At 73.5% G+C, this 12913-nt stretch carries 11 protein-coding genes; 4 read left to right on the top strand and 7 right to left on the bottom strand.

What is annotated here, in order from left to right:
- Positions 1 to 187: 187 nt before the first annotated feature.
- Positions 188 to 517: a hypothetical protein gene (locus ADK52_RS18560; RefSeq protein WP_053690934.1), complete on the bottom strand. Its 330-nt coding sequence runs from the start codon at positions 515 to 517 to the stop codon at positions 188 to 190.
- A 242-nt stretch (positions 518 to 759) separates the two neighbouring features.
- On the opposite strand from ADK52_RS18560, the gene ADK52_RS18555 reads away from it, so the two are divergent.
- Positions 760 to 3486, top strand: coding sequence for an NACHT domain-containing protein (locus tag ADK52_RS18555; RefSeq protein ID WP_159045978.1), 2727 nt, complete (start codon positions 760 to 762; stop codon positions 3484 to 3486).
- 326 nt (positions 3487 to 3812) lie between these two features.
- On the opposite strand, the gene ADK52_RS18550 is transcribed toward ADK52_RS18555, so the two are convergent.
- Both ADK52_RS18550 and ADK52_RS18545 read right to left on the bottom strand, forming a co-directional pair.
- Positions 3813 to 5057: a glycosyltransferase gene (locus tag ADK52_RS18550; protein WP_053690932.1), complete on the bottom strand. Its 1245-nt coding sequence runs from the start codon at positions 5055 to 5057 to the stop codon at positions 3813 to 3815.
- Positions 5020 to 5856, bottom strand: coding sequence for a MerR family transcriptional regulator (locus ADK52_RS18545; RefSeq protein ID WP_053690931.1), 837 nt, complete (start codon positions 5854 to 5856; stop codon positions 5020 to 5022). The genes ADK52_RS18550 and ADK52_RS18545 overlap by 38 nt, the downstream gene beginning before the upstream one ends.
- 128 nt (positions 5857 to 5984) lie before the next feature.
- Here ADK52_RS18545 and ADK52_RS18540 point away from each other — a divergent pair, with 128 nt between their 5' ends.
- On the top strand, positions 5985 to 6329 hold the full coding sequence (locus tag ADK52_RS18540; protein ID WP_053690959.1) for a PadR family transcriptional regulator: 345 nt from the start codon (positions 5985 to 5987) through the stop codon (positions 6327 to 6329).
- A complete protein-coding gene (locus tag ADK52_RS18535) occupies positions 6326 to 7192 on the top strand; it encodes a hypothetical protein (RefSeq protein WP_053690930.1) in 867 nt (288 codons plus the stop codon). The genes ADK52_RS18540 and ADK52_RS18535 overlap by 4 nt, the downstream gene beginning before the upstream one ends.
- 122 nt (positions 7193 to 7314) lie before the next feature.
- Here the strand turns inward: ADK52_RS18535 and ADK52_RS18530 are convergent, their stop codons facing one another.
- The 4 genes from ADK52_RS18530 to ADK52_RS18515 all read right to left on the bottom strand — a co-directional run bounded on the left by ADK52_RS18530 (position 7315) and on the right by ADK52_RS18515 (position 11948).
- Complete coding sequence (locus tag ADK52_RS18530; protein WP_159045977.1) at positions 7315 to 7569, bottom strand: hypothetical protein; 255 nt, start codon at positions 7567 to 7569, stop codon at positions 7315 to 7317.
- A 34-nt stretch (positions 7570 to 7603) separates the two neighbouring features.
- Complete coding sequence (locus ADK52_RS18525) at positions 7604 to 8908, bottom strand: ferric reductase-like transmembrane domain-containing protein (RefSeq protein WP_053690958.1); 1305 nt, start codon at positions 8906 to 8908, stop codon at positions 7604 to 7606.
- A gap of 259 nt (positions 8909 to 9167) precedes the next feature.
- Positions 9168 to 10391 (bottom strand): hypothetical protein, encoded by a 1224-nt coding sequence (locus ADK52_RS18520; RefSeq protein ID WP_159045976.1) that lies wholly within the window; start codon positions 10389 to 10391, stop codon positions 9168 to 9170.
- 192 nt (positions 10392 to 10583) lie between these two features.
- Positions 10584 to 11948, bottom strand: a complete 1365-nt coding sequence (locus ADK52_RS18515) for a pyridoxal phosphate-dependent decarboxylase family protein (RefSeq protein WP_053690927.1) — start codon at positions 11946 to 11948, stop codon at positions 10584 to 10586.
- A 140-nt stretch (positions 11949 to 12088) separates the two neighbouring features.
- On the opposite strand from ADK52_RS18515, the gene ADK52_RS18510 reads away from it, so the two are divergent.
- A complete protein-coding gene (locus ADK52_RS18510) occupies positions 12089 to 12787 on the top strand; it encodes a ribonuclease H family protein (protein ID WP_053690926.1) in 699 nt (232 codons plus the stop codon).
- The last annotated feature ends 126 nt before the right edge of the window (positions 12788 to 12913 follow it).

Raw genomic sequence — 12913 nt, 5'->3', positions numbered from 1 at the left:
CCCCCCCCCCCCCCCCCCCCCCCCCCCCCCCCCCCCCCCCCCCCCCCCCCCCCCCCCCCCCCCCCCCCCCGCCCCCCCCCCCCCCCCCCCCCCCCCCCCCCCCCCCCCCCGGTCCCCCCCCCCCCGCCGTAACCGCTCACGTCACGCACCCCCGCTGCCTGCCCTGTCGAACCCACGCATCGTAGTCTCAAGCGCCGGCGGAGTCGGAGCTTGCGCCGCCCGTGCCGGGGATCGGCGGCTCCGGCTGCGGCGGGGGGCCCAACTGGGCCCGTCTGACCTCGCGGAGGTAGCCCAGGGCCTGCCGGCTGGGCACCGAAGCCAGCAGCCGGCCCTCGTGGAGCCCGCGGCGTGCTTCGTTGCGGGCGTTGACGAGTGCCTCCGCCCGCAGCACCAGGAGCGCGGCGAACCCGATGGTCGCGACCGACCACCAGGGTGCCTCGGCCGACACCCCCAGCCCGGCCGTCACCAGGCCGCCGAGGGAGGGGAGCAGGCGTGACGGTGTCGTGGGCGGACTCATGCGGGAACTCCTCGGTCGGCAACGAATTTTCCGGACCTGCCAGTTGGCCGTACAAGCGGCGCTCCGCTGGCCAAAATGGGTGCGTCGGGGTGGGCGCGGTGACCCCCGTGCGCATCCGCCGTGAGCGTGGCGGCGAGCCCCGACGAGCACAGTTCTACGGCCCGCCGCACCCCGCCGACCAGGCTTTTCGGCGGCCGTGAACGAATGAACGGCAATGAACGGTTCGTGAAGGGGGAGAGCGGATGCCAGGACGCACCGGTTCCCGGCCCCGGGGTCCGCAGCGCCCCGATCCGGCCGCGGCCGCACCGGAGTTACGGGTCTGGGCCGAGCTCATGCGCCGGGTCCACGACGAGCTCTACGAGGGGCTGGAGCCGACCGCACGCCCCACGGTGACCGCGCTGGCCGAGGCCGCCAACCTCAGTCCGCCCTACGTCTCCGAATCCTTCTCCGGCAAGAGGCGCCCGCGCCTGGTCCCCTTCCTGTCCATGGTCACGGCGCTGGGCGGGGCCCCCGGCGAGTGGGAGCCCCGGTGGCACAAGGCCTGGGCGGAGCAGGCGCCGGCCGCGGAGCGGGATCCGGGCGGCGGCGCAGCGGAAGTTCCTCCTCCGCTGCTCCCGGGAGTCGGGGAAGAGGACGGCGGCCCGGAGCCGGAGGCGGGGGAGACCCCGCCCGCTCACCGTGCCGACGCCCCGGGCATGGACCTCCGCCGCTACCCCGTCCTCCGGTTCGCCCGGGCCGTCATGTCGTGGGTGGTGGTGGCCGTCACCTGGCCCGTGCGCCACCGCAGGGACGCGTACGCCATACGACTGCGCCGCAGGCTGGTCAAGCAGGTCAGGGACAGGGCGGCCGTGGAACTCGGGCGGGCCGAGGTCCACCACTACCTCACGCCGCGGTTCGCGATCCTCACCGCGCCGGAACCCGCGCCGGATCGCGTGCGGGAGCACTCCGTGCGCGGCCGCCGGGCCAGAAGGGCCCGCCGGGCCGAACTCGTACCGGTGCCGACCGCCGTGACCAGCGTCCGCGCGCTCTACGGGGAAACCGATGAGCTGGTGGTGCTGGGCCGGCCGGGCATGGGGAAGACCACGCAGCTCGCCCGGCTCGCCCACCGGCTGGCCGTCGAGGCGCTCGACGGCCCCGATGACCGGGAGCCCCTGCACATCCCGGTCTACCTGCGGCTGGACACGTACCGGGGCGAGCCCCTCGACGAGTGGCTGGTCGCCGCCATGAGCGAGCAGTACCGGGGCGTCTCGGGCGTGCTGGTGCGGACCTGGCTGCACGAGCACCGGCTGCTGCCCGTGCTGGACGGCCTGGACGAGGTGCCGGAACAGGAACGGCGCACGTGCGTGAAGGAGCTCCGGCAACTGCGCCGGTCCTGCCCGGGCATGGCGGTCGGCTGCCGCACGGACGAGGCCGACCTGTACCGCCTCGCCCAGAGCATCCGCGCGCTCCGCTACGTCGAGATCCGGCCCCCGAGCCAACGGGACGTCCACGAGTTCCTGGCCGCTGACCGCGGGGCCCTCGCGGACGTGCACGCCGCGCTGGAGGGGCATCCGGACCTGTGGCCGCTGTTCCGATCGCCGATGATGCTCAACTTCATCCGGCTCACCTACCGCAACCGGCCGGCGGACGACCTGCGCACGCCGGGCAGCCTCGCCGAGCGCCGCGGCCGGATCTTCGACGCCTACACCCGTGAGTGCCTGCGGCGGGACCGCCCGCGGCCGGACGCGGCCCCCGAGCGGACCCTCACCTGGCTGACCTCGCTCGCCCGGACGCTCACCGAGCGCCGGGAACACGTGCTGTACCTGGACCGGCTGGACCTGAGCTGGCTGTCCCCGCGGGAGCAGATCCTCCCGCGGATCGTTCCCAACGTGATTATGGCGGCGTTCGCGCTGGGACTTCCCCTGGTGTGGCTGGTGGTGGCCGTCCGGGCCGGGGTGGTGCACACCGGCGTGCGGGACGCCGGGGCCCTTGCCCTGGCGATGGTGATGAACGTCGCCGCCCAGGCGTACCAGTCGGAGAAGCACTACCTGAAGACCGGTGAGGAGAGCGGTGAGGAGAGCGGTGAGGAGGGCGGCGGGGCCGGGAAGCGACGTCGCGAGGAGCGCGGGGCCTTGGCGATCCCCCTCATGGCCAACGGGCCCGTGATGCTGCTCATCCTCTTCTGGCTGCTCTACGTCGCGAAGGCCGACCTGACGGGACCCGGATGCTCGGTGGTGGGGCTCGCCTACCTGTGGGTCACGGTCACCCAGATGGAAGCCTCGTTCACCCCTGTCTTCCAGCCGGTGGAGCAGATGCGGTGGACCTGGCGACGGCAGGAACTGATGATCTACTCCTCGCCGGTCAAGCAGTACCTCGCGCGCGGCACGCTGTCCGTGATCGTCTGGGCCGCGCTCATCGGCCTGCTCGGATACGTCGTCCACCTGCTGTGCCCGCAACCCTCGTGGATCGCCCCGATCGCGTCGCTGCTCCTCGGCCTCGTCTACGTCTTCGGCAACCAGTTCGAGCCGTCGTTGCAGGACCGCCGGCCCCGCCCGAACGAGGGGGTTCGCCGCTCGGCGCGTTTCTCGCTGGTCCACGGTTTCGCGGGACTGGCCGTGGGCGGTCTCGGCCTGCTGGCGCTGATCGCCCTGGCCGCGCCCGGCGACGGCCTGCGCAGGGCCGGCTTCGTCGCGGCCCTGCTCGGCGCGCTGTTCGGGGTGATCCGGGGCTTCCGCTTCGGGGGTCTGGCCGTGGTGCGCCACTGGACGATCCGCGCGGTGCTGGCGTACCGGGGGCGCACGCCGCACCGCTACCGGCGCTTCCTGCACGCCGCGGAGGAGCGGGTGCTCCTCCACCGCACCGACAGCGGCTATTCCTTCCCCCACCACCTGCTCCAACTCCACCTGAACACCACGGCCGACGAACTCCTCCCCAGGGTCGCGCCCCGTCCGCCCCGCCCGGCGGCCGAGACGCCCACCGCGCGGAGTTGACCGCCCAGGGGCGTGGGGTCGCAGGGGCGTACGCAGCGCGCGACCGGCGCACTCAAGTAGAAGATCAATTCGACTGCGCCCCACCGGGTGACGTGCAGTTGTCCAGGAGGTCGTGGGCGGCCGGCCGGACGCGTACGGCAGATGGGCCTGGTACCCGTGGTCGGGGCGGCTCGTCCACGTGCTGCCCGAGGCCGAGTTCCGGCTGGTCCGCACCGACCGAGTGCGGCACCCCGTGGGTGAAGGTCGCCGCCCGCGAGTACGCCCGCCGCCGCGACGGCGCGGACCGGCTCGACCGGGTCTGACCCGTTCCCGGCCCGGACGCCGCGTCAGCGACCGGGGCGGGGGTGCACCCGGGCGGAGCATTCCGTCAGCCGTCGTACCGCCGTCACGACGCTGCCCGCCGCGTCCTCCGTCGACATGTGCCGCGCGGCGGCCGCGGCCGCCTTCGTGTGCGACGGCTCCCGCACCGCGGTCGTGAGCGCGTGGGCGAGGCCTTCGACGGTCAGGGAGCGGAAGGGGACCGGGGAGGGCGCCGCGCCGATCGCGGCGAGCCGAGCGGCCCAGAAGGGCTGGTCCGCCGCGACCGGTACCGCGACGGACGGGACCCCGGCGCGGACCGCCGCCGCCGAGGTGCCGGCTCCGGCGTGGTGGACGACGGCTGCCAGTCGTGGGAACAGCAGGGCGTGCGGTACGTCGCCGATGGTCAGGACGTCGTCCCCGTCGGCGACGAGCCGGGCGCTGCCCGACTGGAATATCCCCCGCAGCCCGGCACGGCGCAGGGCACGTACGGCGATTTCGCTCAGGCGTTCTCCTTCCCCGGCGGCCATGCTGCCGAAGCCGACGAGGACCGGGCGCGGTCCCGCCGCCAGGAAGTCCTCCAGGTCCGCGGGAAGAGGGCGGTCCGCGTCAACGTACGGCCACCAGGAGCCGGTCACCGTCAGGTGGGCCGGCCAGTCGGAGGGGCGGGGGAGCAGCGCGGTGCTGAAGCCGTGCAGGACGGGCCACCCGGCCTGGTCCCGGCGGCGGCGCATCCGTGCGGCGGTCAGGGCCGGCAGCTCCAGGCGTTTCCGCAGCCGTGCCACCGCCGGCTCGAAGACCCGGTCGGTCATGCGCAGGGCGAACCGCCCGGCGGCGCGGTTGCCGAGCCGGCCCAGCGAGCGGGCTCCCGTCACGGTCGGGGCGAAGTCGCCGGTGGGGGTCGTGGGTTGCAGGTACACGCCCAGGCTCGGTATCCCGGTGGCTTCCGTGACGTGCCAGCCGAGCGGGGCGGTGGTGGCCGACAGCAGGAGCAGGTCCGTGCCCTTGGCGACGGCACCGGCGAACCCCTCGCCCAGATCCGTGATGAACGCGGCTGCGGCCCGCAGCAGTTCGCGTCCGCCTTGCACGTCACCGTGTGCCCGGGGGTCCGCGGGCAGGGGCCGGAATTCCAGTCCGGCTTCCCCGGCCAGGGGCGCGAACGATGCTGTGGCGGCGAGTGCGACCTCGTGTCCCGCGTTGCGCAGGGCGGCCCCCAGTCCGGTGTACGGCGCGACGTCACCGCGCGATCCGGCCGTGGCGATCAGGATTCTCATCGGTTTTCCCCATACGTGGTTCGTGGAGGTGGGCGCGGCGGGACGCGTTGGCGTGTACCGCCCGGGCCAGGTAGGCGGCCAGGTCCGGCCGCTGCTGTGACGGTGGTACGACGAGGGCGAAGGCGCGCGGGTCGGCGGCGAAGTCGTCGGCGATCCGCCGGTGCATCTCCGGCGGGCACGGCGTGAACCAGCGGGTGACGTGCAGCCGGTGCTCCTCGGCGATGTCCATGGCCCGTTCGCCGTCGGCGGGTTCGCCGTCGTCATGACAGGCGAGCAGATCCGCCCGCCAGGCGGCGGCCTCGGCCATCAGCCGGCGCCAGTCCTCCTTGGTGTGGGTGCCGGCCCGGGCCATCGCCTCCCGGTGCCCCTTCGAGTCCCGCCACTTCAGCTGGGCTTCGGTGGCGTAGCTGAGGTCGAAGGAGATCTCCCCGAAGACCTCGAAGCGTTCTTCGGGCGTCAGGGACACGCCGGTCTGCTGGACCTCGATGGCCCGCTCGGCCGCCTCGGACAGCCGCCGTAGTCGGGCGATCTCCTCCGTCAGCTGCCGCTGCCGGTTCCGCAGGTGGTGCAGCACGCCGGCTTGCGGGTCCGCGAGGATCTCGGCGATCTCGTCCAGGGGAAAGCCCAGTTCGCGGTAGAAGAGGATGTGCCGGAGCCGCGCGAGGTCGCGGTCGTCGTAGCGGCGGTACCCGGCCCGGCTGCGGTCGCCGGGAGAGAGCAACCCGGCCCTGTCGTAGTGGTGCAGCGTGCGTACGGTCACCCCGGCGAAGGCCGAGACCTGACCCACGGTATAGCCCATGGACCTGCCCTTTCGTTCGTCCACAGCCTCCAGCCTGACGTAGGGGGAGGGTCAACTCCGGCGCCGGCCACGCCCTTTGCATAAGTCGTCCATCGACATATGTCGGACACCGAGCTATCGTGATCCTCGTGAACGATCAAGCTCTGCGAGAGCCGACGCTGCTCATCCTCACCGCGATCGCCGATGCCCCGCGCCACGGATACGCGATCGCCCAGGAGGTCGAGAAGATCTCGGAAGGACGCACGAAGATGCGTACGGGAACGCTGTACGGCGCCCTTGAACGGCTCCTCGAACAAGAACTCATCGCCGTCCACGAGGACGAGGTGGTGGACGGGCGCAGGCGCCGCAGCTACGCCCTGGCTCCGCGCGGCCGCGAGGCCCTGGCCGCCGAGGCGGCTCGTATCGCGCGCACGGCCCAGGAAGCGAACCGCCGCCTGGAACTCGGCGGATTCGGCGCGGCGGTGACCGCGTGAGGGCGCTGCTGATGCTCTACCCGGCCACGTACCGCCGGGAGTTCGGCGACGAGATCGCCGGCGCCTACCGTGAGGCCACGGACGGTGCGGGCAGGGCAGCCCGGACCCGCGAGGCCCTCGATGTCGTCGGCCATGCGCTGCGCATGCGGCTCGGCCTCGGCTCGGTGGGACGCGCAGGGCGGTTCCTCGCGGCTCTGGCCCCGTTCGCCGTCGTCGCGGTCGGCGTGAACGCGATGTCCTGGGCGCGGCTGACGCTCTCCACTCTCCGCTTCGCCTGCCGGATCGACGGCGCCGGCCCCGTGGCCTTGGCGGGGGCAGCCTGCCTCGTGACGGTCGTGGGGGCCGTGCTGGCCCTGACCGGCCGCTGGGCGGCGGGCACGTGGGCGTTGTCGGCGGGCACCGCGGCGATCTTCGCGTCCCAGGCACTCCGGCTGGGTCTGGGCCTTCAATTCGCGGTTCTTTTCACCGGGCCGATCCTCCTTCTGGCGCTCGTGGCCCTGCTGTCTCCGCCCGACTTGCGACCGGCCCTGCGGGTGCGCACCGCTGTCGGGGTGTCCGCGGTGTCGGCGGGGGTGGCGGTGCTGACCCTGGCGCCGACGGTGTGGCCGCTGCCGGGCCCGCTGAGCGGGCTGCAGACCGCCGTACCGGTGGCCGGCGGACTGCTGCTGGCCGGGCGGCAGGCCTTCGCCCGATTGCGCACGGCACCCGCGGTGTTCCTCGCGGGCCTGCCCTTCGTCATGGTGGCCTCGTCGACCGGGGCGCCGCACGCGCTGTTCCTGCCCGTCGTTCTGAGCATGTTGCTGGCCGCATCCGCCGCGGTGGCCATCCACCGCCGACGAGCGGGCGCCCCGCCGCGGGCCTGACCCCGGGCGATCAGCCCACATCACCACCTCGTCGACGGCAGGCACCTGCCCGCGGCGGCGGTGCCGTTCGCCGCTCTTCGACTACCCGGTGCACGGCGGACTGCCCGGCCGGGCGCCTTCGCTCAGCGCGCGGGCTGCGCGTGCGGGGTGGCGTCCGGGGCCGCGTCCGGGGCGGGTGCGGCCGGGTCGACGGTCAGCGTGATGAGCGTCGCGGCCACGACACTGGCCAGGGCGAGCCCGGCGGCGAGCCGGCGGGACGGCGCGGACTTCCGGTGCCGGGCGGCCGCCCGGCGGGCCCGCGGCTGCGGCTGCGGCTCGCAAGCCGGTGCGGGCGGCGGGAGTCGCGCGGGCTCCTGGGGTGCGGAGTACTGGTTCATCGGATCCATCGGATTCATCGGTGAATCGGCGTCCTCAGTAGGTGAAGCACTCGGAGTGGATGCGCGCGGCCGGGACGCCCGCCCTGATCAGCGACGCGGTCGTCGCGTCGGCCATGCCGGGCGGCCCGCAGAGGTAGACGTCACGGTCGGACAGGTCGGGTACGAGCGCACGCAGGGCCTGCGGCGCGAGCGGGTCGTACGCGGCGTCGGAGCGGCCCACCAGGTAGTGCAGTGCGGCCTGGCGGGACGCTGCGATGGCCTCCAGCTCATCGCGCAGGACCAGCTGTCCGGCGTCGCCCGCGCGGTAGAGCAGGGTGAGGTCGCCGGGGCTCGCGGGCAGGGACTCGAAGAGCGCCCGCATCGGAGTGATGCCGATGCCGCCGGCGATCAGCAGGACCTTGGGGCGGGTGCGGCGCCGCTCGGTGAGCGCGCCGAACGGGCCGGTGGCCAGGACCCTGGTGCCGGGCCGCAGCCCGCGGACCCGCCGGGAGTGCCCGCCGAGCGCCTTCACGGTGATGCGCAGGCGGTCGTCGCGGGCGGGCGCGGAGAGCGAGAACGGCAGGGCGGTGTGCCACAGGCCGCCCCGTAGGAACCGCCAGCGGAAGAACTGGCCGGGCTCGGCGCGCAGTTCGCGGAGCCTGGCCCCTTGGATGGTGACGGAGACCACGCCGGGGCCTTCGGGTTCGACGGTGGCGACGCGCAGCCCGTGCCGCAGGGCCTGGCGGACCGGGACGATCCCGCGGTACCAGGCGAGCAGTACGCCGACGACGGTGTGCAGCAGGGCCCAGAACCAGGCGGTGAAGGCGGTGACGGAGACGTCGGGGCCGGCCAGCTGGTGGACGAAGCCCAGCGCGGCGGCGAGGTAGGTCAGCAGGTGGATGCCGCGCCACGCCTCGTGCGAGACCCGGCGGCGTACGGCGCGGGCGGAGAACAGGCCCGCACCCGCGAGCAGGGCGGCGCCCGCGAACGCGGCGATGAGGGCCGGGTAGCGGAACATGGCCCCCGTGGCGGACAGCAGGTCCGTCCCCGTCCGCAGGGCGTAGACGACGAGGGCGAACAGGCCGTGGGCGCCGCACAGGACCAGCACCCAGCGGCCGCCGAAGGCGTGCCAGCGGGCGAGGCGGTCGGCGCCGACGCCGTGCTCCACGGCCGGTACGCGTGCCATGAGGAACAGCATGACGAGGATGCCGTAACCGGCGAGGAGCCCGGTGAGGTGCGCGGCGGCCCCGATGAGCTCGTCGGGGCGGGCGGAGGGGTGCATCTGGGCGGCCCACAACAGGGTGACGACGCCCGCACCGGCGGCCAAGGCGGCGCGCAGCCGCTCGGACGCGGTCTTCATCCGTGCCGCCCCGGGCCGGGAGCGCACGGCGGAGGGGGCGGGATGGGCATGCCAAGGTCCGTTTCGCTCGGTTCTGCATGGGCGTAGCACCGGCAACTATGCGCAAATCCGATCGGGCCGAGCAATGGCGATGCACACAGGATGAGGTCCGTCACGCCCAAGGTCGTGACCGGAATGTCCGTATATCTGCTCTATGTACGCCCGATCGGGAGATGCTCGCCACTGCCTGCTGGTGCGGGTTTGGAGAAGTCTTTGCGCTTTACACCAGCACCCCAGCGAAGAACATCGACGCGAGGAGGGCGTACTGGACCGAGCAGAGCAGCAGCAGTGGTACCTGAACCCATCGGGACATGTGCTTGACCAGTACGAGCGCGACGAACATCTGCGCATGGTTGCGGTACCACGACATTTCCGCGCCGGCGAAGAACGGCAGCAGGAAGATCGCCACCGTCAGGATCAGGGCGGCCCACTCCTCGACGTCGAGTCGGTGGTTCCGGACGAGCCGGACCGCGGCGGTCGCCAGGACGAGCAGGATGAAGGCGGCATTGAGCCAGAGCTGGGTCCTGTGCGCGGCGAGGGCGTGCTCCACGAGCCACGGCAGGTGTCCCTCGGGCGTGTACCAGTCCTTGAACGGGAAGTCGTAGGCCTTCCTCATTTCGGCGAAGGGCTGGCGCAGGCCGCCCTGCTCGTAGCTGGACGCCTGGATGGCCTCGTACGCGTCCCAGCGGCCCGTCGCCTGCCACATCAGCCACTTCGCCCAGAGCACCCCGCAGGCGGCGAGCGCCCCTGACGCCCCGGCCTTCGCGAACCGGACCGGCCAGGCGTCCGCCCGCCACGCGAAGAACGCGCTGAGCAGCAGCATGCCGACGGCGGCCGCGCCGACCAGATGACAGGCGGTCGCGACGAACCCACCGGCGGCGGCGATGCCCCAGCTGCCGCGTTTCACTCCGGCGACGCAGACGAGCAGCGCCAGCGTGCCGGTGGCGATCGGGAACATCGCGTGGAAGTAGACACCGCCCGGGAACACGGTGCCGATGGCTAGGGTGAGTCCGGTGGCCCAGGTGAGCCGGGCGCCGAGCAGCCACCACAGCACGGCGAACATGCCGAACAGGGACGCTTCGGTGAGGACGACGGCTGATGTCTCATACGAAAGCCCCGTGGCGGAAAGCGCGCGGATCCCCATGGGGTACCCGGGAAACCAGGCGACGTTTCCGCACACGACATCGGGAAAGTCCGGGTACCGGTCCCGGCACCGGAACATCTCATAGCCGGTCTTGGCGATGGACAGGTAGTGCTCGGAATCCCAGCGCCGACGGCTCTGCGGGGACCAGTACTCCACTTCGGATCCGTCGCCGGCGACGGATGCCGCCGCGGCCGCCCAGGTGATCAGGTTCGTGATCAGCCACGCGACGAGCGGCGGCAGCAGCAGACCACGCCGCCGGTCTCGGCGGGACGGCCCGGCGGCTTCCGTCGTGGAGATCATCTGGATCAGTCTGGCGAACCCCTTGTCGGGCCGCACGCCGGAAGCCGGCCCGGCGCCCGCCGCGTCCCCCGTGTGGCCCGCCGCGCCCGACACCCGGAGCCGGAGCCCGGAGCCCGGAGCCCGACACCCGGAGTCCGACACCCGGAGTCCGACACCCGGAGTCCGACACCCGGAGTCCGGAGCCCGGCGGTCTCAGTCGGCGCAGGCGCGACGGATCGCGGCGAGGGTGCGCGCCACGTCCTCGTCCGTCGTCGACCAGTTGCTCACCGAGATCCGCATGACGCGACGGCCGCGCCAGGTCGAGCCGCTGATCCACGCCGTGCCGTCGGCGAGCAACCGGGCGAGCACCCGTTCCGTGCGTTCGTCGCCGCCGAACTCGGCGCACACCTGGGTGAACACCACGTCGTTGAGGACCGTCGCGCCGTCGATCCCGGCGATGCCCGTGGCGAACGCGCAGGCGTGCCGGCACAGCCGCTCGACGAGGTCGGCCACGCCCGACCGGCCGAGGGACCTGAGCGCGGCCCACACGGTGAAGGCCCTGCCGCGCCGGGACAGTTCGGGAACCTTGTCGATGGGGTCGCCGTGTTCGTCCTGGATGAGGTAATCGCCGCGCAGGCCCATGGCGGCCCGGAGCGCGGAGGGGTCGCGCACGATGGCGAGCCCGCAGTCGTACGGGACGTTCAGGGTCTTGTGGGCGTCCGTCGCCCAGGAGTCGGCGTTCGCGCAGCCCGCCGTCAGATGTGCGTACCGCGGCGAGGCGGCCGCCCACAGCCCGAAGGCGCCGTCGACGTGCACCCATGCGTCCGATTCCCGAGCCGTACGGATCGTCTCGGCGAAGGGGTCGAACGCGCCGGAGTGGATGTCTCCGGCCTGGAGGACCACGATCGTCGGACTCCGTCCGCCGGCCGCCAGGGCCCCGCGCAGGGCCTCCGGCACGATGCGCCCCTGACCGTCCGCCGCCACCGGCTCCGGAACGCCCAGCCCGAGATAGCGCAGCGCCAGGTCGACGGCCATGTGGCGGTCCTCGCCGACGAGGACGCGGACCGCCGGCCCGCCTGCGAGACCGTCGCGGGCGACGTCCCGGCCCGCGCGGCGCAGCACCGCGTCGCGCCCGGCGGCGAGACAGGTGAAGTTCGCCATCGTGGCACCGGTGGTGAAGCCGACGGCGCTGCCACCCGGCAGGCCGAGCAGGTCGAGCAGCCACATGCCGGCGACGTCCTCCGCCGCCGCGTACGCGGGCGAGACGGCGCGCATCACGGAGTTCTGGTCCCACGCGCTGACCAGCCAGTCCGCGGCCAGCGCGGCCGGTTCGGTGCCGCCGACCACGAATCCGTAGAAGCGGCCGCTGGGGAAAGCGGTCAGCCCCGGCTCACAGGCCGTGACCAGCAGGTCGACGACATCGGAGGGCGGGCTCGGACCGTCGGGCAGCTCGGCACCCAGCGCGTCCACGATCTCGTCGACCGAAGCGCGGGCGGGAACCGGGCGGTCGTCCAGGCTCGCCAGCCAGCGGGCGGCATGGCCGTACGCCCGTCGGAGCGCCTTTTCGCGCGCGTCCATACCTCGGACTATGGGACCAGCGCCGCGGCCCCGCAATCGGCGCGGCGGGCAGGAGGGCGCGCCCCCTCGCAGCGCTCGCCCGGCCGAACGCCGCTCGCAGCCGAATTCGTGCCGGGGCGGCCGTGGTGCATGATCGGGGGATGTCTGATCGCATCATTGCCGCCTGTGACGGCGCGGCGAAGGGTAATCCCGGACCTGCCGCCTGGGCGTGGGTCATCGCCGACACGCAGGGCCGCCCGGAGCGCTGGGAAGCCGGGCCCCTGGGCCGGGCCACCAACAACGTGGGCGAGCTCACGGCTCTTCAGCGGCTGCTGGAGTCCCTGGCCCCCGGAACGGCCGTCGAGGTCCGGATGGACTCCCAGTACGCCATGAAGGCGGTGACCCAGTGGCTCCCGGCCTGGAAGCGCAACGGGTGGAAGACCGCGGCAGGAAAACCCGTCGCCAACCGGGAGCTCGTCGAGCAGATCGACGCGCTGCTGGCCGAACGGGACGTCGAATTCCGCTACGTTCCGGCCCACCGCGAGGACGGCGACCTCCTGAACGCGATCGCCGACCAGGCCGCGAGTGACGCCGCCGCCACCCAGCAGGCGGCCGGCACGGCCCTCGGCAGCGCGTCGCTGCCCGTCCCCGCTCCCGCCCGCGCCTCCGCGCCCCGCGCCCAGCCCGCGGCCGGAGCCAAGAAGCCCCCGCGCGGCCGGGGCGGCTCCATCAAGGCGAAGTTCCCCGGCAGCTGCCCCTGCGGCAAGTCGTACGCGGCCGGTGAGCAGATCACCAAGCTCGGCACCCGCTGGGGCCATCCCGGCTGCGGCAGCCCCGTACCGAGCGACGCCCCCGCGTAGCGGGACCGCGACGGGCCCGCCGTGCGGGCGGAGTCCACACACGCCCTCTCGAACGGAATGCCGCGGCTTTCGCTCCGCGGATTCACCCCGTCCGGATCGCCGGGTGTGAGACCACGGACGAGGGGC

This window comes from Streptomyces sp. WM6372 (assembly GCF_001279655.1).
GTDB lineage: Bacteria > Actinomycetota > Actinomycetes > Streptomycetales > Streptomycetaceae > Streptomyces.
Note: the sequence above shows the minus strand (reverse complement) of the source record. Positions and strands in the feature narration are given on the sequence as shown.